We start from the raw sequence: 26,197 nt of genomic DNA, 5'->3' as shown, positions 1-26,197 counted from the left end.
TTATTGCGCTGGCTTGATTGGCTTATTGGTGATGGCCGGCACAAGTGTATCGACGACGATTCCCGGTGTTTTCACGAGATCGGGGGGAATGATCCCAACAGGCACGAATTCCCTGACTTCGCAGATGACATGATCGGCAGCGAGTGCCATCAAAGGGCTGAAATTCTGCGCAGTAAGGCGATAGGAGAGATTGCCGATGTGATCGGCCTGATCGGCATGGATCACGGCGAAATCCGCTTTCAACGGCGGCATATAAAGCCAATCCTCGCCGTTCAAATGCACGGTTTCTCCGGCTTTGGCGGCAATCGTGCCGAGAGCTGTCTTGGTGAGGACGCCGCCAAGCCCATGGCCGGCGGAGCGGATCTGTTCCGCAAGCGTTCCCTGCGGCACGAGATCGACCTGGATGGTTCCGTCGATCATGCCTTTTTGGGTTTCTGGGTTGAGGCCGATATGCGAGGTGATGACATGGCTCACGCAGCCTTCATGGATCAGCCGGCCGATTCCCTGATTGACGCGATCATTATCATTGGAAATGATCGTCAGGTTTTTTTTGCCGGCCGCAATGATCGCTTCGATCAATGTATAAGGAACGCCACATCCCATAAATCCGCCAATCATCAGACTGGCGCCGTCCGGTATCTGGGCGACCGCTTCTGCGGGTGTGACGGGGTGTTTCATTGCAAGGGCCGTTTCCTGTAGTGAGCACGAAGTTTTGATTGCAGATTGTTCTTATCGGAAATTTTTGTGCATCGGATACAAATTTGGATATGACTTTAGAGATAATACCAACGGTCATAATCAATGACCGTTGGACCGCTTTTGAATTTTCGCTATCGCTTTGAAAAAGCGAAAATTCAAAAAAGGAACCAAAGGTCGTTCTTTACGACCTTTGGTATAAACCGATGGGCTTTCAGTTTTCTAGAACAGTATGAACGGAGCAGTATCTCCGCCCGGTGGGCCGGGGGAGATACTGCTCTTTTCCTTCGCTTGCCGCGTCACGAAAGGTTCGGTTTTAGCCGAGTGCCTTTTCGAGTTCGGGGATGATCTTGAAGAGATCGCCGACGAGCGCATAATCGGCGATCTGGATGATCGGCGCTTCTTCATCCTTGTTGATCGCGACGATCACTTTGGAATCTTTCATGCCGGCCAGATGCTGGATCGCGCCCGAAAGGCCGATGGCAATATAGAGTTCCGGCGCCACGATCTTGCCGGTCTGGCCCACCTGGAAGTCATTCGGCGCATAGCCGGCATCGACCGCGGCGCGGGAAGCGCCAACGGCGGCATGCAGCTTGTCGGCAAGCGGCAGCAACACTTCGTTGAATTTTTCCGCAGAGCCCAAGGCGCGACCGCCGGAGACGACGATGCGCGCCGAGGTCAATTCCGGCCTTTCGCTCTTTGACAGAGTTTCTCCGACAAAGGTTGAGCCAAAAACCCCAGCGACGGGGGCGATGGTCTCGATCGGAGCGCTGGCGGTTCCCTCTTGGGCAGCGGTGAAAGCCGCACCGCGCACGGTGATGACTTTTTTGGCGTCCAGGCTCTGCACGGTTTCGATCGCATTGCCAGCATAGATCGGCCGCTCGAATGTATCCGGCGAGACCACTTTGGTAATGTCTGAAAGCTGCATCACATCGAGCAGCGCGGCGACACGGGGCAGGATGTTTTTGCCGGAGGATGTCGCCGGCGCCAGAATGGCATCATAATCCTTGGCGAGCGCGATGACGAGCGCGGCAACAGGCTCGGCGCGCTGATGGTCAAGGGACGCATCATCGGCGAACAGAACCTTTTTGACACCTTCGAGCTTGGCGGCTGCCTCGGCGGCGGGTTTGGCGTTGAAACCGGCAACCAGCACATACACGTCGGAGCCAAGCGCGAGGGCGGCTGTAAGTGCCCGTGCCGTGGCGCTGCCGAGCGTGGCATTATCATGATCTGCGATCACAAGACTTGTCATGGAAGACCTCGAAAAACTTTTTCAGATGCCTGTCGCCGCGCGGGATAAGAGGGCGCAAGACTGACAGGCTCAAAAATCAGAGCGCGCCGACGGATTTGAGATCCTTCACTAGATCCTCGGCCGAGGCGACCTTGATGCCAGGCTTGCGTGCCGGCGGCTCGGTGACCTTGAGAACTTTCAGGCGCGGCGTGATATCGACACCAAAATCCTCAGGCTTTTTGACATCGATCGCCTTTTTCTTGGCCTTCATAATATTCGGCAAGGTCGGATAGCGCGGATTATTGAGGCGCAGATCCGTCGTCACAATGGCGGGCAAGGTGAGGGACAGGGTCTGGAGGCCGCCGTCCACTTCGCGCGTGACATCGACCTTGCCGGCGTCGACTTCGACCTTGGATGCGAAAGTCGCCTGTGGCCAGTTGGTGAGGCCCGCGAGCATTTGGCCGGTCTGGTTGGAATCATCGTCGATCGCCTGCTTGCCAAGGATGACAAGGCTCGGTTGTTCCTGGTCGATGATCGCCTTGAGCAATTTGGCCACAGCGAGCGGTTCGACGCGTTGATCCGTCTCGACGAAAATGCCGCGATCGGCACCCATCGAATAGGCGGAGCGCACAGCTTCCTGCGCCTTGGCCGGGCCGATCGAGACGATGACGATTTCGCTCGCCTTGCCCTTTTCCTTCAGGCGAAGCGCTTCCTCGACGGCGATTTCACAGAAAGGATTGATGGACAATTTGACATTGCTCAGGTCAACGCCGGTGCCGTCTGCCTTCACGCGCGGTCGGACATTGGCATCAATCACCTGTTTGATGGGAACGAGTATTTTCATCATCGAATCTCAATTTTGGGCCATGGCTCTCTCAAAGCCTCGGAGAAATCACGAGAGGAGAGAAACGCATGGCCCGGTTTAAAGGGTTCAGAACGCGTCGGCTTCAAGAGCCAGCAAGGTTTTGGAGCCAGCCTCGATCTGTTCGGCGAGCGAGGCGGTCTGCGGCAGGATGCGGGTTGTGAAAAATTCCGCAAGGGTCAGTTTGCGTTTATCGCGCGCGTCGGCTCCATCACCCTTGGCGAGCGTCACCAGGGCCATGCGCAGCCAGAACCAGCCGAAGGTCACCAGCGCGAAGAGCCGCAGATAATCGGTCGCAGCGGCATTCTGGTCGGTGGCATTGGCGAAATCGCCCTTTTGCAGCTTCTTGGTCACGTTTTGCAGAAGTTCCAGCGCCGCGCCGAGCTTCGCGGCGATCGCGGCAGCGCCCGGCTGGCTCGCGCTTTCCGAGAGGGTCTGGGAGATCAGGGCGAAGAAGGTGCTGACCGGCGCGCCATCATCGAGGATGAGCTTGCGCACGACAAGATCTTGCGCCTGAATGCCGTTGGTCCCCTCATAAATCATGGCGATACGGGCATCGCGCACGAATTGTTCCTGGCCCCATTCGCGAATATAGCCGTGGCCGCCCAGAACCTGCTGGCCAAGGACCGTTGCCTCGAAACCAAAATCGGTAAAGGCTGCCTTGACGACCGGTGTGAGCAAAGCGATGAGGCCAGAGGCCGTCTTGCGTGTCGCCTCGTCCTGATGCGCCTTTTCCTTATCCATTTCGAGCGCGGTGAAAACGGTGAGCGCGCGCGCCGCTTCGACGAAGCTCAAAATGGTGAGCAGCATTTTGCGCACATCGGGATGTTCGATGATCGAGGTCGTGTCCTTACCGCCAGGCGTGCGGCCCTGCTTGCGTTCCTTGGCGTAAGAGGCAGCGGTCTGGTAGGAGGCCTCGGCAAGGCCAAGACCCTGGACGCCGACGAACAGACGTTCGGCATTCATCATGGTGAACATGGCGTTGAGGCCGCGATTGGGTTCGCCGACCAGCCAGCCCTGGCTGTCGTCATAGTTCATCACGCAGGTCGGCTGCGCGTGAATGCCCATTTTATGCTCCAGCGAGCCGACATTCACATTATTGCGGCTGCCAAGCGAACCATCCTCGTTGACGAGAAATTTCGGGCAGAGGAACAGGCTGATGCCGCGCGATCCAGCGGGCGCTCCGGGCAGGCGGGCCAGCACCAGATGGATGACATTTTCCGAAAGGTCCTGATCGCCGGACGAAATGAAAATTTTCGATCCCGAGACCGTATAGGATCCATCCTCGCGTGGCGTGGCGGTGGCTTTCAAAAGGCCGAGATCGGAACCGGCCTGCGCTTCCGTGAGAGCCATGGCGCCGGTCCAGATGCCCTCGATCATCTTGGGCAGATATTTCTCTTTCAGCTCCTGCGTCGCATGGGCTTCGATGGTCTCGGCGGCGCCACGGCTCAATCCGGGGATGAGGCCAAAGGAGAGATTCGAGCCCGACAGCATTTCATCGACAAGGATTTGAAGGGTGCGCGGCAGGCCCTGGCCGCCGAATTCCGGCGTGGCCGAAAGGCCAGGCCATGCGCCATCCACATAGGCCTTATAGGCCTCCTTGAATCCCTTTGGCGTGCGCACGACGCCATTTTCCAGGTGGCAGCCCTCGATATCGCCGCTGAGATTGATCGGGCGCAGCACATTGGCGCAAAGCCGTCCGGCTTCCTCAAGGACCGTGCGGGCGAGATCCACATTGATCTCGCTATATTCGGGCAATTGCGCAAACACTTCGTCCGCCTTGAAGACCTCTTTCAGGAGATAGACCATGTCATCGACGGGCGCTTGATAATCGGGCATTTCTCTCTCTTGTGGCTGATGTCGGATGGAATTGAACTGACGGCGCCGCTTCCTCGAAGGATGCGGCGCCGGTCTTCCGTTTAGTTACGCAAAGGTTTGCCGGTCTTGATCATTTGGGCGATCCGGTCGCGCGAGGGCTGCGTCAGGGCAAGCGCCACAAAAGCCTTGGTGATGCGCTCATTGAGCTCCTGCTCGCTGATGGGCGCACCGGAACCCGACAGGACGCCGACAAGCACCTTGCCGATTTCCTTGTCATGGGGAGCGAGTTTGTCGCCGAGCGCTGTGAGTCTGTCTTCGAGCAGGGAGGCCGCCGGCAAAGTGAAGGTCGGCGGCGTGAAGGGTTTGAACGCTGCTTTTTGGGAAAGCGCGATGGCCTTGGCATCGGCGATGAGGCGGTCCCGGTTCATGGTGACCTTGTCGGTGGGGCGCAATAGGCCGCGCGCCTGCGCATCATAGGCGCCAGCCGAGGAGGCGGCTCCCAGAACGCGCTCCAGGGTTTCCGCCACCGCAACGTCCGCAGCCAAGCCTTGTTCCAGGAGACGGATCAGCAATTCGATAATGCCCGCCCAGCCCGGAATGAGGCCGACGCGGACCTCGACGAGGCCGATCGTCGCCTCGGCATGGGCGGCGATCGCATGGGCATGCAGGCCGATTTCGCAGCCGCCACCGAGTGCTGCGCCGAATTGTGCCGCGACGATCGGGAAGGGGGCATATTTCACAGCATTGAACGAGGCGAGGCCGGTGCGGATGAACGATTCGATCGCCGCGCCATCGCCTTTTTCCGACAAAGCGAGAATGGCGGAGAGATCGGCACCAGCGCTGAAGGCTGGGCCTTCATTGCCGATGACCACACCAGAAAAATGCTTCGGTGCCTCCACGACCATGGCGCCGACCGCTTCGAGCAGGCCTTGCGTGAAGACATTCATCTTGGTGTGGAATTCGAAGAGGCCAATGCCATCGCCAAGATCCCATAGGCTCGCCGCCTCGCTCTGCGTGACGGGCTTCGCCTTGAGTTTCAGCGCGGCCAGGGAAATGACGCCTTCCGGCACGGGAATCGGGCTATAGGCCGGGCCGGAGGGCGCCTCGGTCAAGGATTCCTTCTCGCCCTTTTCGACGCGGTAGAAGCCTTGGCCGGAGGTTGCGCCAGCAAGCAGCGGCGGCACAGGTGTGCCTTCCTCCTTCAGCTGATCGGCGAGCCAGGAAGCGCCGATCCGGTCGATCAATTCGAACGGGCCATATTTCCAGCCATAGCCGATGCGCATCGCCTCATCGACTTCGTCGGGCCGGTCGGCAATTTCCGGCACCAAAGCCGCCGCATAGGAGAGTGTACGGATCAGCACCGCTTTGGCATACAATCCGGCCGGGCCGGCATAGGAGAGCAGGGCGCGGCCATCCCCCTTGGCGGCTTCCTGCACCTCGGCCTCGACACCTTTCTGGGCCCGGTAGTCGCCGGTCGAAAGATCGATGACTTCCTTCGTTTTGCGATCGGCGGAGAGTTTGTAAAAGCCGCCGCCGCCCTTACGGCCGGTGAGGCCTTTCTTGAGCATCCCGGCGAGAAGCTCTGGTTCCGCCGCATAGGCATGAACCGGATCCGTGGCGGGCAGGCTCGATTGCAAGGAGCGGATCAAAGCCGGCATCAGATCATTGCCGATGAGATCATAGAGCCCGAAAATGCCGGTTTTCGGAAAGCCGAAAGGCTTGCCCATGACGAAATCGGCGGCTTCCACATCAAGACCAAGCTTGATCGCCTCGTTGAGACCGGCGGCGAGCCAATAACAGCCGATGCGATTGCCGATGAAGCCGGGCGTATCCTTGCAAGACACGACACCCTTGCCAAGATTGACATCGCAGAACTGGCGGATCGCGGCCGTCACCTCGGGCGCGGTTTTGGGACCGCTCACCAGTTCGAGGAGCCGCATCTGACGCGGTGGATTGAAGAAATGTGCGATCAAGAAGCGGCTGGCGAGCGCCGGGGACAGGCCCTCGACCAATTGATGCAAGGGGAGGGTAGAAGTATTGGAACTGACGATGGATTCGGGCTTGCGCACCTGATCGATCGCATTGAACAGGGCATGTTTAATATCGAGCCGTTCGGCAACTGCCTCAATGATCCAGTCGGCATCGGCGAGAAGGCCAAGATCGGTCTTTGTGCTTCCCGTTTTGATGCGCTTGGCGAAATCAGGCAACATAAAGCCGCCGGCCTTCAATTGCCGGCCGATAGCGGCACTGGCGACCTCGGCATCGAGATCGAGGAGAACCACTTCAAGCCCCGCATTGGCAAGATGCGCGGCGATTCCAGAGCCCATGGTGCCCGCGCCGATGACGGCACCCTTCCTGAAAGCAATCGTCGACATCTGACTTGATCCTCGTTGCTGGGATGAGCGGAATTTTCGAGCGCCGCGCGGGTTTTGCTCGAAAATTCGGAAAAGAAACCAAAGGCCGCAAACAGCGCCCCTTGATATGATTTACATATTTGGATAATTCGGCCCGCCGCCGCCTTCGGGGGGCACCCAATTGATGTTCTGCGCCGGGTCCTTGATGTCGCAGGTTTTGCAATGAACGCAGTTCTGCGCATTGATGACGAAACGCGGATCTTTTTTGTTCTCTTCGTCGGCATAGACGACTTCATAGACCGCCGCCGGGCAGTAGAGCCGCGCCGGCTCGCCGTAGAGAGGCAGATTGTCCGTGATCGGAATGCTTGGATCCTTCAGCTGCAAATGACTGGGCTGATCCTCGGCATGATGAGTGTTCGAGACGAAGACGGACGATAGACGATCGAAAGTGATGACGCCGTCTGGCTTGGGATAGGTCAATGGCTTGACCTGCGACAGTGGCTTCAGACAGGCATAATCCGGCTTGCCATGCGGCAGCGTACCGAACAGGGATTTGTTGAACAGGACATTGGTCCACAGATCCAGTCCGCCGAGCATGATGCCGAGTGGTGTGCCATAGCGCGACCAGAGCGGTTTCATATTGCGCACGGGATAGAGATCGGCCCCGATGGCCGAGGTTCGCCAGCCTTGCTCATAGGCCGTCAATTCGGGGGCGATGGGCGCGGAGGCTTGTGTATCCCAAATATCGATGATCGCTTGCGCCGCCTGTATGCCGGAGAGAATGGCATTATGCGATCCCTTGATGCGCGGCACATTGATGAAGCCTGCCGCGCAACCGATCAAGGCGCCGCCTGGAAAGGTGAGCTTGGGGACGGATTGCCAGCCGCCCTCGGTCAAAGCGCGTGCGCCATAGGAAAGGCGCTTGCCCCCTTCGAGCACCGTGCGAATAGCGGGATGTGACTTGAATTTCTGGAATTCTCCGAATGGAAACAGGGTCGGATTGGTGTAATTGAGATGCACCACGAAGCCGATGGAGACGAGATTTTCCCCGAAATGATAGAGGAAGGAGCCGCCGCCGGTCTCGCGATCAAGCGGCCAGCCGAGGCTGTGCTGGACGCGGCCGGCATGAAATTTTTCCGGCTGTATTTCCCATAATTCCTTGAATCCGATGCCATATTTCTGTGGCTCGCGATCCTTGTCGAGCTGGAAACGGGCGATGATTTGCTTGCTCAGCGAGCCGCGTGCGCCTTCGGCAAATAAAGTATAGCGCGCCCGTAATTCGACGCCTCGGGTATAGTCGGAACGCTGCGTGCCGTCCTTGGCGATACCCATATCGCCGGTCGCAACGCCGACCACAGTGCCGGCCTCGTCATAGAGAATCTCGGTGGCGGCAAAGCCTGGATAGATATCGACGCCGAGCGCCTCGGCCTTGGCAGCGAGATAACGCGTGACATCGCCGAGCGAGCCAATGAAATTGCCATGATTGCCCATGAGCTTTGGCAGCAGAGCCATGGGCAGGGCCTGCGCTTTCGTCTCGGTCAGAAACACGAATGTGTCTTCGGTGACTTGTGTACGCAGAGGGCGGTCTTCGTCCTGCCGCCATTCCGGCAGTAAAGTGTCGAGGCCATGCGGATCGACGACGACGCCGGAGAGAATATGCGCCCCGACCTCACTGCCTTTTTCGACGACGAGAACGGAAAGATCCTTGCCTGTTTTCGTTGCGAGTTGCTTGAGATGAATCGCCGCCGCGAGCCCCGCTGGCCCGGCTCCCACGATGACGACATCAAATTCCATCGTCTCGCGAGGCGTTTGCTCTTCCGTCACTGCTTGTTCCTTTTCATTCAATGACGATAATAGGACGAATAGCGTCCAGGGTTGGGGTCGAGCATATGTCCAAGTTTTGAAAGAAAGAAGATCCCCTGAAAGGGTGGGTTTACTTCAGCTTGGCGGGTATTGGCTCGAATGTGATTTCGAGGCGGCGGCAAATGGCTGTCGTGATCGCATTTTGGATGAAGTAAAACGGCGAGCAATCCCGCATCTGTGCAAAAACAGGGGGAAATGGATGCTTGCGATAAGGAGGGGCCGGCATGGTGCGTTTCCAGGGAAGCTTATCGATTTTATTGGTCGCGGCTGGACGCTATCTCTGTTCCTTGTTTGAGACTACCCCCTACACCTGAAAGCCATTTTTTCATAAAACGTCGAAATCATGCCACTCGTCGAAGATCTTCATTGTTTCGTCCGTGTCGCGGAATGCGGCTCCTTTTCGATCGTCGCCCGGGAAAATATGGTGAGCCAGGCAACGATCGGGCGTCGGATTGGGACGCTCGAGGATCATTTCAAGATCCTCCTGTTCCATCGCTCGACGCGCAAAATCGTCCTGACCGATGCCGGCCAGAGCTTTCTCGTTTATGCCCGGCGCATTCTGCAGGAGTTCGAGGCCGCGGAAAACGCTCTTGGCCGCCATAGCGCCGAGCCAAAGGGTCGCGTCCGTGTCGCCTCGACCAATGCCTTCGGCCAATATCTGATCCGAGGCCTTGCGCAATTCAACGAACGCTATCCGGGTCTCCATATCGACCTTGTGCTCGGCGATGGATTCATCAATCTGATCGAGGACGGTTTCGATCTTGCCTTAAAGATCGGCGAGGTCACTGAATCCTCGGTCGTCGCCCGCCATCTCGGCGATGTGCCGCGTTCACTCGTGGCATCACCCGCCTATCTCGCCAAACACGGCGCGCCGGAAGATGCTTCCGCATTGCAGCATCATGAATGCGTTCTGTTCAGTTATGGCGCGACACGGCAGGTTTGGAATGTCGGCGGCAGTCTCGTGCGTGTATCCGGCTCCTTTCGGACCAATAGCAGCATTGCGCAGTTCGAGGCGGTGCGCAATGGCATGGGGATCAGCCTGTTTCCCTGGTTCCAGGTCGATGAGGATGTCAGAAGTGGACGTCTTATCCGCCTGTTGCCGGATATGCCGATCGAGCCCATTCATTTTTACATGACTTATCCCGCCTATCGGACCTTGCCGCCGCGCACACGCGTGGTGGTGGATTGGATTACCGATGAAGCCCACAAGCTGGTTCCTGGGCCAGTGTATGACGAAAAAGACATAGACTGATCGGAGATAACATTTTCTCGCGGGAATGGCTCCGTCACAGCGCTGTGAAATCCTAAATTATCGCGGCCTGTGCAACGGAAGCTGGCCTGGTGCATTTGCCCACGAGGACAGCCAAGCTGTCCAAGCTAATCGATACCCTTGTCGATAGATTTTGAGAAAGACACAATCATGAAATCTATGAGACATACGCATTATGCCGCGCTTTTGGGCGTGGTTTTCTTGTTCGCTGTCAGCGTGGCGCTCGCCCAGCAGGCGAGCCAGGGCGTCACAAGTTATATGCCTGTCGATATCAAGGAATCTTTTTCATCGATCATGGCCCGCATGAAAGCGGCCAAGCCCGATATCGCCAAGCAGCATGATGATCTGCTTAAGGAACGGTATGACTTGAGCAACCGGCCTTCACAGAATGACAAAATGACGGGTGGCAAGCCCTTGCAGGAGGGCGTGCGTGTGAAATTGCCGGCGGGCACGGATTGGGACAAGCTCGCGGCCATGACGCCGTCTGAAATCCAGGACAAAAATCTCTTTCCTAAGGGCTTTTATCCGCTGCCGCATCCAAACCATTCAGAAGGCGGTATGGTCTTTCCCAAATTCATGATTGATGAGGTCAAGAAACAGGAAGACCGCGATCTCACCCGCTTCGATCTCGATTATGATTTGCCCGATCACTTCCTGCCTGTCTTCCCCGCACCGATTTTTCTGACGACCCGCCCAGACCTTGGAGACGTATCCAAGGGCAAGCTCGTCACCATTGCCAATTATTACGAACTCTTCAACGGTCTCCTCAATCCGAAACAATTGGAAGGGCTGCGCTTGCTGTTGACACCCTTCCCGCAGCAGCAATTCAATCAGACGGAGGATCGCCGCTCGGAGAAGATCAGCCGGGGTGTGGCTTGTTTCGATTGTCATGCCAATGGTCATACCAATGCGGGAACGCATCTTGTTGGCGATATCAGACCGCAGGAATTTCGTCACCGGATCGATACGCCCTCGCTGCGGGGCGTGAACATCCAACGTTTATTCGGCTCGCAGCGCGCCTTGAAGACGGTCGAGGATTTCACGGAATTCGAGCAGAGGGGGGCTTATTTCGACGGCGATCCGGTGATCGCGACGAAAAAGGGCGTCAATATTCTGGAGCGCGGCAGTCAGGTCCATTTCATGGCGGAATTTCAGGAATTGCTGGATTTTCCGCCAGCGCCAAAGCTCGATCTTTTCGGAAAGCTCGATCCCGCCAAGGCGACGCCGGCTGAGCTTCGCGGCCAGGAGATTTTCTTCGGCAAGGGACAATGCGGTACTTGCCACACGGCGCCCTATTATACCGACAATCTCATGCATAATTTGAAGGCGGAGCGGTTCTATAAGCCGGTGTTGATCAATGGGATCATGGCCAGTGCCGATGGGCCGATCAAGACCTTCCCGCTGCGCGGGATCAAGGATTCGCCGCCCTATCTGCATGACGGGCGTTTGCTGACTCTCGAGGATAGTGTCGAATTCTTCAACCTGGTTCTCGGCACCAAACTGACGAGTGCGGAAAAGCAGGATCTCGTCCTTTTCTTGAAAACGCTTTGATCACAAGGGATGGATCCGTTTTAGCCGGATCCATCCCGGCACCGCTGAAAGCATACAGTTTATAGAATAAATGAACTGTTTATTGACCGTGTGTTCGATCTGTTATTGGCAACCAATATCAGGTTTTCCCGTTACCTCGCGGTGGATCGGGAAACCACCAAGATGAAAAGCAATGCGACTTTTTTCCTCGATGAGGGTGATCTGCCTTTTCCGCAAGGCTCTCTGAAGAAGAGGCCGCAAAGCAAGCGGATCACCGATCTTTATCGATCCATACGCGCGGAAACCGAGAGACTTGCCGCGCCACTTTCGGCTGAGGATCAAACCATCCAGTCGATGCCTGATGCCAGCCCCACCAAATGGCACCGCGCGCATACAACATGGTTTTTCGAAACCTTTATCCTCGAACCCTTCTTACAGGGCTATTCTGTTTTCGATCCGGCTTTTAATTATCTCTTCAATTCCTATTACGAAGCCATCGGGCCTCGCCATCCACGTCCTTCGCGTGGCCTTTTGAGTCGTCCTGGAATGGATCGCGTGGCCGACTATCGTGTTCATGTCGATCGAGCCATGGAATGTCTCCTGGAAACGGCGGATCGGCCGATCCTGGACTTGATCATTCTGGGCCTCAATCATGAGCAGCAGCATCAGGAATTGCTTCTGACCGATATCAAACATGCCTTTTCCCGCTCGCCGCTATTTCCGATTTATAAAGCCGCGCCCTCTCCGCCCAATGTAACCCTTCCGCCGAAAATCGATTGGTGGCCTATCAAAAGCGGTCTCTACCCAATCGGCCACGATGCTTCTGAAAAAGGCTTTGCCTTCGACAATGAAATGCCAAGGCATACAGTCTTTTTGGAGGATTATGCGCTCGCCGATCGTCCGGTCAGCAATGGCGAATATCGCGCCTTCATGGACGATGGCGGTTATGAACGGCCGGAATTCTGGCTCTCCGACGGCTGGGCAATTGTTCAGGCGGAACATTGGGACGCGCCGGCTTATTGGCGCCGCGAGGGCTCGGCATGGCAAGTCTTTACTTTACATGGGATGCAAGACGTGAGGGACGACGAGCCCGTGTGCCATGTCAGTTATTTCGAGGCTGCGGCCTATGCGCTCTGGGCTGGATGCCGTCTGCCAAGGGAACACGAATGGGAAGTGGCGGCCAGGCGTTTCCACTCTGACCATGAACATACGCATTCTCAACATTTTCACCCCGCGTCATTGACGTCTTCGCGGCAAAAAGCAATCCGCCAGGATGTCTGGGAGTGGACCGCAAGCGCTTATGCTCCCTATCCAGGCTACCATGCGGAAGCCGGGGCGCTTGGGGAATATAACGGCAAATTCATGATCAATCAGATGGTCTTGCGGGGAAGATCCTGCGCGACCCCTGTGGGCCATGACAGAATTACCTATCGCAACTTTTTTCCACCGCAGGCGCGCTGGCAATTTTCTGGTTTCCGTCTCGCGAAGGATCGATAACCATGTTTCGCTCCCTGCGCAAACTTCAAGATCTCGAACCGAGTGTCGCGGATTTTCGGGATGAAGTGATCGAAGGTCTAACGAGCGTACCGAAAACCTTGCCGTGTAAATTCTTCTATGACACGGAAGGCTCCATTTTGTTTGACCGCATCTGTGAAGTGCCGGCCTATTATCTGACACGGACCGAATGCGCCATACTCGCGCGCCATGCTCCAGACATTGCTGAATTCGCGGGGCCGGGTGCTCGCCTGGTCGAGTTTGGCTCTGGTGCCGGCATCAAGGTCAGACGGCTGTTGAACGCTTTGTCCGACCCTTCCGCTTATGTCCCGATCGATATTTCTCGGACGCATCTTTTAAGGGCGGCGGAAGCTCTCGCCGAGGACTTTCCGAACTTGCCCATCATGCCGGTTTGCGCGGATTATACGCGATCCTTCACCATTCCCTGGCAGCAGAACAAGAAAGCAGGCAGGCTTGTCGGTTTTTTCCCCGGTTCGACCATCGGCAATTTCATGCCCTCTGAAATGCAGGACTTTTTTCGCCGGAGTGCTCGGCTCTTGGGGCCCGGTTCATTAATGATCGTTGGTGTCGATCTTCCAAAAGACAAGAACATTCTGGAAGCGGCTTACGATGATCGGGAAGGAGCGACGGCGGCATTCAATCTCAATTTGCTGCGCCGCGCCAATAGGGAATTGTATATGAATTTCAACGTCTCGGCGTTCAAGCATGAGGCGCAATGGAATGCGGCTGCAAGCCGGGTCGAAATGTATCTCGTCAGTTTGGTCCGGCAAAGTGTCAAACTGAATGGGTATCGTTTCGACTTTCTCCCTGGCGAAAAGATCCACACGGAAAATTCTTACAAATATACCATCAGCGATTTCATTCGTCTCGTTAAGGCTGCAGGTTATGAAAAAATCGCGGCATGGACAGATGAGGATGATCTCTTCAGTGTTCATGTCTTGAGAGTCACGGACAGCGACAGGCCAATGAAATGACTGACTTGTTCATTGCAAGAGATAATGCGGATTCCTAATGATGGGGTAGGCCATGATGATATCCCGTGTCGCAGTGAGTGCATTTGTCATGCTGGCGCCGACACTCCTCCATTCGCAGCCGGCTATACCGGAAGGAGATCTGATGGGGTCAGTCTTGCACACACCCGATGGCAAGACACTTTATGTGTATGATGGCGATCATATAGGAGAGGGGCGATCCAATTGCACCAAGGGGTGCGCAGCCCTTTGGCCACCTTATCTGGCGGATAATAAAGCACACGCGTCTGGCGACTGGTCCTTGATTGCGCGCGAGGATGGTTCGAAGCAATGGGCCTATAGAGGGCGGCCGCTCTATACTTGGATGAAGGATGGCCCCGGAGAAACCAAGGGCGATGGGGCCGAAGGTAATGTTTGGCATCTCGCAAAGCCATGATGTTTGAGGCGCAAACATCATGGAATCGGAGCAAGCCATAAAGTGCATAGCATGAAATGAGAGGGGTCACTCGTTTCGGGGGAGCTGACAGAAGGAGACTTCCCATGCCGCGCGGCGACAAATCGAAATATACAGACAAGCAGGAACGCAAGGCCCAGCATATTGAGGAAAGTTATGAAGAGCGTGGTGTTCCGGAAAAAGAAGCGGAACGGCGCGCCTGGGCGACCGTGAACAAGGATGATGCGGGCGGCAAGAAATCAGGTTCTGGCCGTGGTGTCGAGACGGGTCATCCGGCGGCGCATAAAGGGGGCACGAAGGGCGGTGAAGCCTCAGCCTCGCGCTCGGCTGCCGAGCGTTCAGCCTCCGCCAAAAAGGCGGCCGCGACGCGAAAGCGGAATGCCGAGCAACGGGCTTCGTAGTGATCCTTGATGGCGAGGAGGATCATGGCATCGAACCCAGAAAGGATATTCCTTTGGGTTCGATGCTTTTTAAAGGCGCTATCGCCCAGCCGAGCGATAGCGCCACGGGTAATCCGCGATGAGGGACTCTTCCTAAAGAGCCCACTCCCCAGGCGGGCTCTAATCGTGATGTTCGGGAGAAAAGGATGCCACAAGGCCTCCCTGCTGTTCGATAAAATGCGTCACCACATCCATGCCCTCTCCCGTCTTCATATTGGTGAAAACGAAAGGCTTATCGCCACGCATCGTCCTTGCATCCTTTTCCATCACCGCAAGGGAAGCGCCGACGTGATCGGCGAGGTCGATCTTGTTGATGATCAAGAGATCCGAACGTGTAATGCCAGGCCCGCCTTTGCGCGGAATCTTTTCGCCCCCGGCGACATCGATGACATAAAGAGTGAGATCGGCGAGATCGGGTGAGAAGGTCGCGGCAAGATTATCGCCCCCGGATTCGATGAGAATGAGATCAAGCTTTGGAAAGCGCCGCCGCATACTGGCGATCGCCGCGAGATTGATCGAAGCGTCCTCTCGGATCGCCGTATGTGGACAGCCGCCGGTCTCGACGCCGAGTATACGTTCGGCGTCGAGAGCTCCCGTCGAGGTTAGGATGCGCGCATCCTCTTTGGTGTAAATATCATTGGTGATTGCAACGAGGTCATAATGACTCCGAAACCTTGTGCAGAGCTGTTCCATCAAAGCTGTTTTGCCACTGCCCACGGGACCGCCAATGCCAACCCGAAGCGGTCCATGCGGGGAAAGCTGAGGCGAAAGGGAAGCGTTCGTCATGTTCGGTCTTTCTCAAGCATCAAACCTGAAAGGGGATAGTTCTTTTAGGGTCAATTTCGCGTAATTATAATAGCTTATAAGCTCGTTCATGCGTTTGAACGAAACGCGATGCTCTCAAGAACGAAACAGGCGGGAATATTGCGTTTCGTGGCGCATCGAGGCGATATCGGCGAAATAGGAACAGGTGCCAAGATCAGCCTCTTGCGCTGTCTCAGCGAAAATCGCCAGAGCCTCGGCTTTGCCTCGCCAATGGGCGAGCAGGGTTTGCGCGTCGGCTTGCCCGATAATGCCGAGCTTTTGCACGGCGGCGACGAGATTGCCGCAAAAGGCGAGCACAAAGGCCGCAATCAGCACATTGGCTGCGATCTTGTGCCCGGCAGCGAAAAGGCCAAGCGCCAGGGGATAGGCGATCTCCTCTTCAAGGCAATCGTCAAACAAGGTGAGATCGGCGAAAGGCCAGGCAGCCCGGGCCGCCGCGATGAAAGCACTGCCTTGCTGGCTGGTTTCGAGATGGAGTTCTTGGCTGGAGCTCAAGGCGAGCGCCAGGGCGTTGAGGGCGCTAAAGCCATGAGGATCACGCGCCATGGCCGCCCGCCAACCGAGGCTCAAAAGGATCGCCTCATTGCGCAATACTCCCTGCTTGAACCAAGGTTCGATCCAGCGGGCGAGGCTTGCGGCATCGTGGATCGCTCTGGTTTCCACGGCCCATTCGAGCCCATGCGAATAAGCAAAGCCGCCGACAGGAAACGCCGGTGAGAGCCAGACGAAGAGGGGCAGGAGGGACGGCTGGGTGTCACCCATGGTGATGAGGCTCCGCCGCCTCGTCGTGGGTGTGTTCGCCTTGAGTGTGCTCACCGTGGCTATGATCATGATGATCTTGTCCCGAACCAGCATAGGCGCCGCCTTCCGGTTCGAAGGGCGCCTCGATTTCGCGCAGGCGAGCCGAGAAGTTTTTCAGCATGGACGCAATGACGGGATCATAGCGGATGCGCAGCTTCGTGCCGGCGAATTCCACCGGCAGATGCCGGTTGCCAAGGTGCCACGCGATCTTTGCAAGCTTGGCCGCATCGGGACAGGTGATTTCGACAAGATGTTCCGGCGCGGCGACGATTTCGATGAGGCGGCCATCGTCCAGCTTCACGGCATCGCCATGGCGCAGCATCAAAGCGTTTTCCAGATCGAGCAAAAAATCCAGGCCCCGCACACCGCGCATACGGATACGGCGGCGATGACGTGCATCATAATCCAGTACGACGACATCAGCGGCGGGCTCGTGCCAACTGCCACGTGGCAGGACGGAGGAGGCGCGCAGCATGGTCTCTCCCCATTCGATTCCCGGCTCTTTTAGACCATTCACCATGGGGATGACAAATCGTCCAGCGGTCCATAAATTGCCTCTTGTGGCTGAGGAGAACGATTATGGACGCGACGACCGAAAACAATCCCTTGCTGGCCGCCTGGACTGGGCCTTTTGCGGCGCCTCCTTTCGATCGTCTGAAGCCAGATCATTTCATGCCGGCCTTTACCGAGGCTTTTGTGAGAGCGCGCGCCGAAATCGACGCCATTGCCGCCAATCCCGAAGAACCGACGTTCGAAAACACGATCGCAGCCTTGGAACGCGCCGGAGAGGATTTGACCCGCGTTTCATTGACGTTCTTCAATCTGGCTGGCGCTGATACCAACGACGCCCTTGAGGAAGTCGAGCGCGACATTGCGCCGCTTTTGTCCCGCCATCGCAGCGCGACTTATCTGAATGAGGATTTATTCCGCAGGATCGAGAGCTTGCGAGAGCAGGGTGAAAAGCTCGGCCTCGATGCGGAACAGGCGCGCGTTCTGGAGCGCTATCATATTGCTTTCAGCCGCAATGGCGGCGGTCTGCCGCAAGAGGCCAAGGCGCGGCTCGCGGCCATCGCCGAACGGCTAGCAACGCTTGGCACGCAGTTCAGCCAGAATGTCCTGGCGGATGAAAAAGCTTATCGGCTCGTTCTGGAAACCCCGGAGGATCTTGCGGGCCTGCCGCCTTCCCTTATTGCCGCGGCCGCCGGCACGGCCGCTGAACTCGGCCTGCCCGGCAAATATGTGATCACCCTTGCGCGTTCGTCCATCGAGCCTTTCCTGCAATTTTCCGCGCGGCGCGATCTGCGCGAGCAGGCTTTCCGCGCCTGGGCCATGCGGGGTGAGAACGGCGGAGCGAGCGATAATCGCGCCATTGCCGCTGAAATGGTGAAGCTACGCGCGGAGCGGGCGAAACTTTTGGGCTATGAGACTTTCGCCCATTTCAAATTGGCCGATACGATGGCCAAGACACCCAAGGCGGCGCGCGATCTGTTGCAATCCGTCTGGGAGCCTGCGCGGGCCCGCGCCTTGAAGGAGCAAGCGGCTTTGCGTGCTCTGGCCGCGAGCGAAGGCGGCAATTTCGAGATTGCGGCGTGGGATTGGCGCTATTATGCCGAGAAACAGCGCAAGGCCGAATATGATCTCGACGAGGGGGAGACCAAGCCCTATCTCCAGCTTGGAAAGCTGGTCGAAGCGGCCTTCCACGCGGCCGAAAAATTGTTCGGCCTCACATTCACCGAGCGTTTCGACATCCCCCTTTATCACAAGGATGCGCGCGCCTGGACAGTGAGCCGTGATGGTGCCGAGATTGCCTTATTCATCGGTGATTATTTCGCCCGGCCCTCGAAGCACAGCGGCGCCTGGATGAGCCTCTATAGGGAACAGCAGAAGCTTGATGGCACGGTCCTGCCGATTGTCGTCAATGTGCTGAATTTCGCACGCGGCGGGGAAGGGGAAGCCTGCCTGCTCAGTTTCGACGATGCGCGGACTCTGTTTCATGAATTCGGCCATGCCCTGCATGGCATGTTGTCGGATGTGACCTATCCGTTGATCTCCGGGACTAGCGTCGCGCGCGATTTCGTCGAATTCCCGTCTCAGCTCTATGAACATTGGCTGGAACAGCCGGAAATTCTGCGGCGCTTCGCGGTGCATTATGAGACCGGCGAACCCATGCCGGAGGCCTTGCTGCAGAAAATTCTGGCGGCGCGGCAGTTCAACCAGGGCTTTGCGACGGTTGAATATACGGCCTCGGCTTTGGTCGATCTCGACCTGCACCTCAAGGCTGGCGAGGAGGAGATCGATATTATCTCCTTTGAAGCCGAAACATTGGCCAAGCTCGGCATGCCGGAGGCGATCGGCATGCGCCACCGCACGCCGCACTTCCAGCACATCTTTACGGGCGATGGCTATTCAGCCGGTTATTACAGCTATCTCTGGTCAGAAATTCTCGATGCCGATGGTTTCGACGCCTTCGAGGAAAAGGGTGATATTTTTGATCCTGAACTCGCCAAAAGGCTGCATGATCATGTCTATTCGGCAGGATATAGCCGGGACCCGGAAACAGCCTATGCCGGCTTCCGTGGCCGCGCGCCGGAGCCGGCAGCACTTTTGCGCAAGCGTGGTCTTCTCGATACGGCCAACGCGCAGGCTTGAACGGCACGTTTCTAGGACATAGCCCCTAAAAACGTTAGCCTTTCAAGGGGCTATGTTCCTGTTCGCCGATGTAGTCCCTCAGGACAATGGCATTGTTGTGCGTCATGTCATGCGCTCCATAGAGGAGCGTCACACGGCCTTTCTTCAATAGATCCCGCACGTGGCTGACGGCGATTTCGTTGTGATCGAGCTCGGCGCGATAGCGGCGTTGGAATTCTTGAAACCGCGTGGGGTCGTGACCAAACCATTTGCGCAAAGCAGCGCTTGGCGCAATTTCTTTCAACCAAAGGCTCAAGGCGGCAGCCTGTTTCGTTACACCCCGGGGCCATACGCGATCGATCAAAACGCGCGCCCCATCGTCATCATCGGCAGGCTCGTAGACGCGTTTGATCTGTAATTCGTTCCTTGAAGCCATGGTTGAGCCCCCAAGGTGAACCGGACAATCGAAAGCACCTATAGCATTGATAAGCCAGATGGGCTGGATTTGGTTGCACTCCAATCCAGCCCCCACGATCCTTGCGCGATCCTTAAATGAATGCGCCGGGTGGCTCAGAACACGATGGCCGAGCCGAGAACGAGCGCGTTATTGTCGAGCCTCTGATAGAACTGGTTACGCGATGTCGTATGGATATATTCCGCTTCCAGAGACACCCAATCGGTCAATTGATAGCGGGCGAAGCCCACATAGGCATCGCTGGAGCGGATGAGTGTTCCTGGATCTCCATAGACACCCTCTAGGAGGCTAATGCCGTAACTGGCCCCGATCTTCAGCTTGTCCAGCACTTTGTAGCTTGCCTGCGCATAGCCGCCATAGGATTTGCGTTTGACGCCGTTATAGGTCACGCCGTCAAAGAACAAAGCGGCATTGCCGACACCGACGCCGTAATAGGCCGAGCCAGAGAAACTGACCCTGTCGATATCGAACCGTACACCCATATCGGTGGCGACGGAACGCACATTGGTGCCAGGCGTAAGATTGACGGCATCGCCGACCTCGGCGCGATGCTGCTGCGTAAGCGCGCTGACCCAGGCCGTCATTTTGACGCCTTCGGTGACATTGCCGACATATTTCAGGCGCCCTTGGAACATCGGCTGATCATGCGCGGTCAAGGACCCCGAGGAGCCGGTGGGAGCGCCTGCGAAACTGAAGGTCGAGAGCGGAGAGAAGGCGCCGATCGTGGCGGTGAAGCCGTTGATGTTCGGCGATGTATAGGTGACCTGCGGCAGATAATCGGCATAAATATAGCCATAGCCGATACGGCCGAGCGTCGTATTGCGCGGCGCGCCATTGAAATAAGGGATGCCCGCGCCAAAAATCGTGTCGTCATTGAAAATGGCATCGCCGCCGAAGAGGCCGAGGTCGCGGCCAATCTTGACCGTGCCGAAATCTGGCGTGCCGATCGTGCCATAAATCTGGCGGACATCAATGCCCGGTGTGCCGAGAGCGGCGGTAATACCGGGGCTATTGGCGTTGAGCAGGCCGACATTCACATTCGTGCCGCCGATATAGAGGCCGAGTGTGAAGCCAATGTCCATGCCCTCCTGGGTCGTTGCGAGATTGGTGATGAACGCGCTCGGCGGCAGGCCACCGCGAAGGGAAAAGCTGTTATTGGCGGCGGTGTTCATCAAGGATCCGTCAATCTGCGGGCCGTGATGAGGATTGAAGACTTCCGTCGCGAAGAAGGTCGCGTCACCCGCAATGGTGACATCAACCGAACCGATCCTGACGCCGATCCCGCGGTCGAGGCGGGTGACAAAGCGATCGTCCGTCGCGGCTGTCTCCGCCGGAACCGCGCGGCGGGCCGTGACGATTTGATGCTGTTTTTGGTGCTGGGCCGCGACTTCCGCGGCATGCCGCTCCTTCAGTTTCCGATATTCCTCCTTGGTGAGAATCCCTTTGGCCTTGAGCTGATTGAGCAGAATGTCCGTCGTATCGGCGCTGGCGGTCCCAGCCGTCAACAAGGCAAAACCCAGAAGCGTACCGATGAACCCGCATTGCCTAGCCAGGGATAATTTCTTGATTGCCCTGTAACGCATGGCTCCGTCCCCCCTTGTTATGATGGAGCGCCTTTATTGGCTTTGTTATGCGCGCTGGACCTGGGCAAGGAGCTTGCCATGGCGGATGATTTTCTATCCACCCGCCTCGAAAGAACGGGAAGGTTTGGAAAAAAGGTAAATGGAAATTGATTCTGTTGCTAGCCAGCTCTTTGGAGAAGCTGCAGAAGTACAAGTATGAATCGTCGGTATTTCAAAAGAATGACGTGTGACGAGACTGTCTTTTACTGGGATTCGTTCTCTTTACGTTATTCTTGCTGCGACACATCTCAACAAAGCGAAAAAAGAACTTTATTCCAGGCTGGCACTGTCGCTGCCCGCGAATCATGGAGCGTTGGCTGTAGCGTAGTGTTGCGTATCGAAACACGAAACGACAATGGCGCGACAGAATAACGGGGATCGATGGCCGGAAATGTAAACGCCGGACAGAATGCCCGGCGTTTACAAAAGGAGTTTTCACTCAGTCGGTATTTTTTCGCGCTATTTTTTCGCCGGGGCTTTGCCGGGCGCCGGCTTGGCGGCGTCGGGAGCCGCTTCCGGGGTCTCGGGTTCTGTCTTCTCGATCTTGGCGGCCTTGCGCAATTGCGCCACCAATTCCCCTTGCGCGCGCTGGATCACGAAACGAGCGACCTGCTCCCTGACTTGATCATAGGGAGGGAAGGTTTTTTGGCGTTTGCCGAGGACCTGGATGATATGCCACCCGAACTGGCTCTTGACCGGTTCGGAAAGCTGGTTTTCATCGAGCTTGAACGCGGCATCGGCGAATTCGGGCACCATCCGGTCCTTGGTGAACCAGCCGAGATCGCCGCCGTCGGCGCTCGGGTCTTTCGAAACTTCCTTGGCGACCTTGGCGAAATCCTCGCCGGCCTTCAGGCGTTTCAGCACGGCCTTGGCATCGTCGTCGGTGGCGACGAGAATATGCCGTGCATGGATTTCCTGTTCGGGCTTTTGGGCCTTGGCGGCTTCGTCATAGGCGGTTTTCAGCGCTTCCTCGGTCACGGCGCCCTTGGCGACCTGTGAGAGGAGGACCTCCATCAGAAGCTTTTCCCGGAAATAGGCGAGGCGGTTGTTGAAATCGGTGGTCTTGTCCAATTTCTCGGCCTGGGCCTTTTGCGCCACAAGCTCCGCATCGATCAGATAATCGAGGAGATAGCTGTCGCGCGCCTTGCCTTCCAGTTGCGGCGGCAGGCTGGAGGCCAGATCCTCGGTCGCATATTTGAGATCTTCGTCAGTAATTTCCTTGCCATTGACTTTGGCCAGGACCTTTGCCGCGGCGGGGGTGGACAGAGCCACGTAAGGCAGGTCGAGCCCCAAGGCCCCAAGCCCCAAGGCCAAGGTCAGCCCCAACATGGCAGGGCGGGAAACTTTCGTCATGGACATTCGTGGGCTCCGGCGGAGAGATCGTTCCGAGATCGGCGTCGTCCTGCACGCCGAATCGGGCTTAAATGGGCCAAGGTGGCGCTCAGGGGCGATTCCCGGCACGAAACGAGAAAGTGCATGCTCTTGTGGATTTGACAAGGCTGTATCCCAATCTTATCTCTCGCGGAGGCTTTTTCCCCATGTCTATTGGGAGAAGGTGTGTTCTGAATAATACGGTTGGTCTTAAAAGGTTCATCTTGCCGTCTTCATCGGAGCTTAGCTGGAGCGCGGGCCGCGCGAGGGAGGTGGAAGGCCAGGCGGTTCGGTTCACGTTAGGCAAGCTGGTCAAGGTCTGCTGATGGGCGCCGGCCCGATCTCGCATTCCCGCCAGGAACCGCGATCGTCTTGGCGCAAATCTTCATGGACGCAAATCGTCATGGGATTAAAAAGGTTTCAGACCTTTTTGGCGCGTGATCACGTTGCGAGCCCGCAGCCGAGTCCTCGTGGCCGACTATGCGGGAAGCGGCCATTATGCCGCACTTTTGGGTTTTCCTGTGGCTCCCGGCATGGCGTTCGGTCGAGCCCAACAGACAAGGTTTCTCGATAATGTGGGCTACCCTGGCGAAAAAAATTTTCGGAACGGCGAACGATCGTCGTTTGAAGGGATATCGCCCCAAAGTTGCTGCGATCAACGCTCTCGAACCAGAGATCCAGAAACTCTCCGATGAGGAGCTCGCCGCGCAGACCATCACGCTCCGCGCCCAATTGGCAGAGGGCAAGACTCTCGATGATCTCATCGTGCCGGCCTTCGCCACAGTGCGGGAGGCCGCGCGCCGGGTACTGGGCCAGCGGCATTTCGATGTTCAGCTCATCGGCGGCATGGTCCTGCACGAAGGTGGCATTGCCGAAATGCGGACGGGCGAGGGCAAGACGCTGGTCGCCACGCTCGCCACTTATCTCAACGCCCTGGCAGGGCAGGGCGTGCATGTCGTCACGGTCAATGATTATCTCGCTCGCCGCGACGCCGAATGGATGGGGCAGGTCTATCGCTTCCTCGGCCTTTCCACCGGCATTATCGTGCATGGGCTCGACGATGCTCAGCGCCGTGAAGCCTATGCCGCCGATATCACCTATGGCACCAATAATGAATTCGGCTTCGATTATCTGCGCGACAATATGAAATATGAGCTGAGCCATATGGTTCAGCGCGGCCATGCTTTCGCTATCGTCGATGAGGTGGATTCGATCCTGATCGATGAAGCCCGCACGCCTTTGATCATTTCCGGCCCCTCGGACGATAAATCCGATCTCTACAATCTCGTCGATACGCTCATCCCGAAATTGAATGATGAGGATTTCGAGCTCGATGAAAAGCAGCGCTCGACCAATCTGACGGAAGCCGGCAACGAACATATCGAAGAGCTTCTGCGCGAGATCGGCGCCTTGCATGACGGCTCACTCTATGATGCCGTCAATGTCACTTTGGTGCATCATGTGAACCAGGCCTTGCGCGCGCATAAATTGTTTCAGCGCGACAAGGATTACATCGAGCGCAACGGGGAGATCGTCATCATTGACGAATTCACCGGCCGCATGATGCCGGGACGGCGCTATTCCGAAGGGTTGCACCAGGCCCTCGAGGCCAAGGAACATGTGCAGGTGCAGCCGGAAAATGTGACGCTCGCTTCCATTACGTTCCAGAACTATTTCCGTCTCTACAAGAAGCTGGCGGGCATGACCGGCACGGCCGCGACCGAGGCCGATGAATTCGCCGAAATCTATCGTCTCGAAGTGGTTTCGATCCCGACCAACAATCCGGTGCGGCGCCACGACGAAGATGATGAAGTCTATCGCTCCGGCGAGGAGAAATTGCGGGCCATTACCCGTGAGATCGAGGCTGCGGGCCAGACGCTCCAGCCCATGCTCGTCGGAACGACATCGATCGAGAAATCGGAACAGCTTGCGGCCTTCATGCTGCAACAAGGCTATAAGCAGATCGACTTCTCCGAGCCCAAGGCGCTGCAGAAGCTCTATGCCGCGGCGCGCTCCGGCAAGCCGTCGAAACTGTTTGCCGTTCTGAATGCGCGCTTCCATGAACAGGAAGCCTATATCGTTGCCGAGGCCGGCGTGCCGGGTGCCATCACCATTGCCACAAACATGGCCGGTCGCGGCACTGATATCAAACTTGGTGGCAATGTCGACATGCGTGTCGAACAGGAATGCGCGAGCCTGCCGCCGGGCCCCGATCGCGATGCCAAGGAAGCCGAGATCCGCGCTGAAGTCGATAGCTTCCGCGATCAGGCCATTGCCGCCGGTGGTCTCTATATTATCGGCACGGAACGCCATGAAAGCCGGCGTATCGACAATCAGTTGCGTGGCCGTTCCGGCCGCCAGGGTGATCCTGGCCGCTCGAAATTCTTCCTGTCCCTCAAGGACGATCTCATGCGGATCTTCGGCTCCGACCGCATGGAATCCATGCTCTTGAAACTAGGCCTCAAGGAAGATGAAGCGATCGTCCATCCCTGGATCAACAAGGCTTTGGAGAAGGCGCAGCAGAAAGTCGAGGCGCGTAATTTCGAGATGCGCAAGAACATCTTGAAATATGATAATGTAATGAACGATCAGCGCAAAGTCGTGTTCGAGCAGCGCCGCGAAATGATGGGGCAGGACTCGCTCGAAGAAATGATCCACGACATGCGTACCGGCGTTGTCGATGATCTCGTGGGCAAATTCGTGCCCCATGACGCCTATCCAGAGGCTTGGGATATCGAGGGACTGACGCAGGGTCTCGAAACCGCTCTCAATCTCGCTCTGCCGCTGGCCGATTGGGCGAAGGAAGAAGGCATTACCGACGAGGCGATGCATGAAAGGCTGCAACAGGCAGCCGAGACAGCTTATGCTGAGCGGGCCGAGCGCAACGGCCCGGACCTTATGCGCTATATCGAGAAACAAGTCGTGTTGCAGGTGCTCGATCATCTATGGCGCGAACATCTTGTGACGCTCGATCATTTGCGTCAGGTCATCGGCTGGCGTGGCCTTGCCCAGCGCGATCCGCTGAATGAGTATAAGTCGGAAGCTTTCGCGCTCTTTGATGAATTGATTACGCAATTGCGTGAAACGACAACCGCCCAATTGAGCCGTGTCGAAGTGGCTTTCGCGCCATCCGCGGATCAATCGCCGTTCGAAACACTCGCGGCTGCGGCGCCCTTCGATCCCGTTCCCGCCGTTCCGCCGCTCGCCGCCTCGCTCGCGCTGGAGGGACCGACGGAGACCGGCCAGACCGCCGTGAGCTTCATGCCGCAACAGGGTGTGGAAGCGTTCAACGGCCGCGACGTCTTGGTCGCCGCCGAACCCACCATCCCGACTTTGGAACGCAACGCGGACGATCCGAAATCCTGGGGCCGTGTCGGGCGCAACGAGCCTTGCCCCTGTGGTTCGGGCAAGAAATACAAACATTGTCACGGCATGATCAGTTGAGGGAGACGAAGGCCCGAGGAATTACAG

Annotated in this window: 20 protein-coding genes; 8 read left to right on the top strand and 12 right to left on the bottom strand. The window is 57.1% G+C overall.

Annotated features, from left to right (window positions below; genetic code table 11):
• From BIND_RS16610 to BIND_RS16585, 6 genes are all read right to left on the bottom strand, one after another.
• Entirely contained in the window at window positions 1-678 is a 678-nt protein-coding gene (locus BIND_RS16610) for a CoA transferase subunit A (protein WP_012386181.1), read from the bottom strand.
• A gap of 334 nt (window positions 679-1,012) precedes the next feature.
• The gene (locus BIND_RS16605; protein WP_012386180.1) at window positions 1,013-1,948 is read right to left on the bottom strand and encodes an electron transfer flavoprotein subunit alpha/FixB family protein; all 936 of its coding nucleotides are present in this window, start codon (window positions 1,946-1,948) and stop codon (window positions 1,013-1,015) included.
• 76 nt (window positions 1,949-2,024) lie between these two features.
• Window positions 2,025-2,771: an electron transfer flavoprotein subunit beta/FixA family protein gene (locus BIND_RS16600; protein ID WP_041778970.1), complete on the bottom strand. Its 747-nt coding sequence runs from the start codon at window positions 2,769-2,771 to the stop codon at window positions 2,025-2,027.
• 87 nt (window positions 2,772-2,858) lie between these two features.
• A complete protein-coding gene (locus BIND_RS16595; RefSeq protein ID WP_012386178.1) occupies window positions 2,859-4,628 on the bottom strand; it encodes an acyl-CoA dehydrogenase C-terminal domain-containing protein in 1,770 nt (589 codons plus the stop codon).
• Window positions 4,629-4,708: 80 nt separating this feature from the next.
• Complete coding sequence (locus tag BIND_RS16590; protein WP_012386177.1) at window positions 4,709-6,982, bottom strand: 3-hydroxyacyl-CoA dehydrogenase/enoyl-CoA hydratase family protein; 2,274 nt, start codon at window positions 6,980-6,982, stop codon at window positions 4,709-4,711.
• 111 nt (window positions 6,983-7,093) lie between these two features.
• Window positions 7,094-8,755, bottom strand: a complete 1,662-nt coding sequence (locus tag BIND_RS16585) for an electron transfer flavoprotein-ubiquinone oxidoreductase (RefSeq protein WP_041778969.1) — start codon at window positions 8,753-8,755, stop codon at window positions 7,094-7,096.
• A gap of 412 nt (window positions 8,756-9,167) precedes the next feature.
• Between BIND_RS16585 and BIND_RS16580 the strand changes: the two genes are divergently transcribed.
• The 6 genes from BIND_RS16580 (at window position 9,168) to BIND_RS16555 (ending at window position 14,965) form a co-directional block, all read left to right on the top strand.
• On the top strand, window positions 9,168-10,076 hold the full coding sequence (locus BIND_RS16580; RefSeq protein ID WP_012386175.1) for a LysR family transcriptional regulator: 909 nt from the start codon (window positions 9,168-9,170) through the stop codon (window positions 10,074-10,076).
• Between the two features lie 168 nt (window positions 10,077-10,244).
• A complete protein-coding gene (locus tag BIND_RS16575) occupies window positions 10,245-11,645 on the top strand; it encodes a cytochrome b6 (RefSeq protein ID WP_012386174.1) in 1,401 nt (466 codons plus the stop codon).
• 162 nt (window positions 11,646-11,807) lie between these two features.
• Window positions 11,808-13,121: an ergothioneine biosynthesis protein EgtB gene (gene egtB, locus BIND_RS16570; RefSeq protein WP_012386173.1), complete on the top strand. Its 1,314-nt coding sequence runs from the start codon at window positions 11,808-11,810 to the stop codon at window positions 13,119-13,121.
• 2 nt (window positions 13,122-13,123) lie between these two features.
• A complete protein-coding gene (egtD, locus tag BIND_RS16565) occupies window positions 13,124-14,113 on the top strand; it encodes an L-histidine N(alpha)-methyltransferase (RefSeq protein ID WP_012386172.1) in 990 nt (329 codons plus the stop codon).
• Between the two features lie 52 nt (window positions 14,114-14,165).
• Window positions 14,166-14,546, top strand: coding sequence for a COG4315 family predicted lipoprotein (locus BIND_RS16560; RefSeq protein WP_012386171.1), 381 nt, complete (start codon window positions 14,166-14,168; stop codon window positions 14,544-14,546).
• Window positions 14,547-14,650: 104 nt separating this feature from the next.
• Window positions 14,651-14,965 (top strand): hypothetical protein, encoded by a 315-nt coding sequence (locus tag BIND_RS16555; protein ID WP_012386170.1) that lies wholly within the window; start codon window positions 14,651-14,653, stop codon window positions 14,963-14,965.
• A gap of 159 nt (window positions 14,966-15,124) precedes the next feature.
• On the opposite strand, the gene ureG is transcribed toward BIND_RS16555, so the two are convergent.
• The 3 genes from ureG to BIND_RS16540 all read right to left on the bottom strand — a co-directional run bounded on the left by ureG (window position 15,125) and on the right by BIND_RS16540 (window position 17,150).
• A complete protein-coding gene (gene ureG, locus BIND_RS16550) occupies window positions 15,125-15,790 on the bottom strand; it encodes an urease accessory protein UreG (protein ID WP_012386169.1) in 666 nt (221 codons plus the stop codon).
• Window positions 15,791-15,904: 114 nt separating this feature from the next.
• On the bottom strand, window positions 15,905-16,660 hold the full coding sequence (locus BIND_RS16545) for an urease accessory protein UreF (RefSeq protein ID WP_158304399.1): 756 nt from the start codon (window positions 16,658-16,660) through the stop codon (window positions 15,905-15,907).
• On the bottom strand, window positions 16,584-17,150 hold the full coding sequence (locus tag BIND_RS16540; RefSeq protein WP_244395908.1) for an urease accessory protein UreE: 567 nt from the start codon (window positions 17,148-17,150) through the stop codon (window positions 16,584-16,586). Before BIND_RS16540 ends, BIND_RS16545 begins: the two co-directional genes overlap by 77 nt.
• A gap of 59 nt (window positions 17,151-17,209) precedes the next feature.
• Here BIND_RS16540 and BIND_RS16535 point away from each other — a divergent pair, with 59 nt between their 5' ends.
• The gene (locus BIND_RS16535) at window positions 17,210-19,279 is read left to right on the top strand and encodes a M3 family metallopeptidase (RefSeq protein WP_012386166.1); all 2,070 of its coding nucleotides are present in this window, start codon (window positions 17,210-17,212) and stop codon (window positions 19,277-19,279) included.
• Window positions 19,280-19,313: 34 nt separating this feature from the next.
• Here the strand turns inward: BIND_RS16535 and BIND_RS16530 are convergent, their stop codons facing one another.
• The 3 genes from BIND_RS16530 to BIND_RS16520 all read right to left on the bottom strand — a co-directional run bounded on the left by BIND_RS16530 (window position 19,314) and on the right by BIND_RS16520 (window position 22,714).
• Window positions 19,314-19,694 (bottom strand): DUF488 domain-containing protein, encoded by a 381-nt coding sequence (locus BIND_RS16530; RefSeq protein ID WP_012386165.1) that lies wholly within the window; start codon window positions 19,692-19,694, stop codon window positions 19,314-19,316.
• Window positions 19,695-19,828: 134 nt separating this feature from the next.
• Window positions 19,829-21,316, bottom strand: a complete 1,488-nt coding sequence (locus BIND_RS16525; RefSeq protein WP_012386164.1) for a hypothetical protein — start codon at window positions 21,314-21,316, stop codon at window positions 19,829-19,831.
• A gap of 498 nt (window positions 21,317-21,814) precedes the next feature.
• Window positions 21,815-22,714, bottom strand: coding sequence for a peptidylprolyl isomerase (locus BIND_RS16520; RefSeq protein WP_012386163.1), 900 nt, complete (start codon window positions 22,712-22,714; stop codon window positions 21,815-21,817).
• 585 nt (window positions 22,715-23,299) lie between these two features.
• On the opposite strand from BIND_RS16520, the gene secA reads away from it, so the two are divergent.
• The gene (gene secA, locus BIND_RS16515) at window positions 23,300-26,170 is read left to right on the top strand and encodes a preprotein translocase subunit SecA (protein ID WP_012386162.1); all 2,871 of its coding nucleotides are present in this window, start codon (window positions 23,300-23,302) and stop codon (window positions 26,168-26,170) included.
• Window positions 26,171-26,197: the final 27 nt, after the last annotated feature.

It is taken from the genome of Beijerinckia indica subsp. indica ATCC 9039 (assembly GCF_000019845.1).
In the GTDB taxonomy this organism is placed as follows: Bacteria; Pseudomonadota; Alphaproteobacteria; order Rhizobiales; family Beijerinckiaceae; genus Beijerinckia; species Beijerinckia indica.
The sequence above is the reverse complement of the archived record's forward strand: the minus strand, read 5'-3'. Positions and strand labels throughout refer to the sequence as shown.

Bases quoted from the DNA above. Each gene is read 5' to 3' on its own strand.
- ureG (WP_012386169.1), bottom strand. From the start codon at position 15,790: ATGACGAACGCTTCCCTTTCGCCTCAGCTTTCCCCGCATGGACCGCTT.
- egtD (WP_012386172.1), top strand. From the start codon at position 13,124: ATGTTTCGCTCCCTGCGCAAACTTCAAGATCTCGAACCGAGTGTCGCG.
- BIND_RS16595 (WP_012386178.1), bottom strand. From the start codon at position 4,628: ATGCCCGATTATCAAGCGCCCGTCGATGACATGGTCTATCTCCTGAAA.
- egtB (WP_012386173.1), top strand. From the start codon at position 11,808: ATGAAAAGCAATGCGACTTTTTTCCTCGATGAGGGTGATCTGCCTTTT.
- BIND_RS16560 (WP_012386171.1), top strand. From the start codon at position 14,166: ATGATGATATCCCGTGTCGCAGTGAGTGCATTTGTCATGCTGGCGCCG.
- BIND_RS16575 (WP_012386174.1), top strand. From the start codon at position 10,245: ATGAAATCTATGAGACATACGCATTATGCCGCGCTTTTGGGCGTGGTT.
- BIND_RS16545 (WP_158304399.1), bottom strand. From the start codon at position 16,660: ATGATCATAGCCACGGTGAGCACACTCAAGGCGAACACACCCACGACG.
- BIND_RS16535 (WP_012386166.1), top strand. From the start codon at position 17,210: ATGGACGCGACGACCGAAAACAATCCCTTGCTGGCCGCCTGGACTGGG.
- secA (WP_012386162.1), top strand. From the start codon at position 23,300: ATGTGGGCTACCCTGGCGAAAAAAATTTTCGGAACGGCGAACGATCGT.
- BIND_RS16555 (WP_012386170.1), top strand. From the start codon at position 14,651: ATGCCGCGCGGCGACAAATCGAAATATACAGACAAGCAGGAACGCAAG.
- BIND_RS16530 (WP_012386165.1), bottom strand. From the start codon at position 19,694: ATGGCTTCAAGGAACGAATTACAGATCAAACGCGTCTACGAGCCTGCC.
- BIND_RS16600 (WP_041778970.1), bottom strand. From the start codon at position 2,771: ATGAAAATACTCGTTCCCATCAAACAGGTGATTGATGCCAATGTCCGA.
- BIND_RS16520 (WP_012386163.1), bottom strand. From the start codon at position 22,714: ATGTCCATGACGAAAGTTTCCCGCCCTGCCATGTTGGGGCTGACCTTG.
- BIND_RS16605 (WP_012386180.1), bottom strand. From the start codon at position 1,948: ATGACAAGTCTTGTGATCGCAGATCATGATAATGCCACGCTCGGCAGC.
- BIND_RS16585 (WP_041778969.1), bottom strand. From the start codon at position 8,755: ATGGAATTTGATGTCGTCATCGTGGGAGCCGGGCCAGCGGGGCTCGCG.
- BIND_RS16525 (WP_012386164.1), bottom strand. From the start codon at position 21,316: ATGCGTTACAGGGCAATCAAGAAATTATCCCTGGCTAGGCAATGCGGG.
- BIND_RS16580 (WP_012386175.1), top strand. From the start codon at position 9,168: ATGCCACTCGTCGAAGATCTTCATTGTTTCGTCCGTGTCGCGGAATGC.
- BIND_RS16540 (WP_244395908.1), bottom strand. From the start codon at position 17,150: ATGGTGAATGGTCTAAAAGAGCCGGGAATCGAATGGGGAGAGACCATG.
- BIND_RS16590 (WP_012386177.1), bottom strand. From the start codon at position 6,982: ATGTCGACGATTGCTTTCAGGAAGGGTGCCGTCATCGGCGCGGGCACC.
- BIND_RS16610 (WP_012386181.1), bottom strand. From the start codon at position 678: ATGAAACACCCCGTCACACCCGCAGAAGCGGTCGCCCAGATACCGGAC.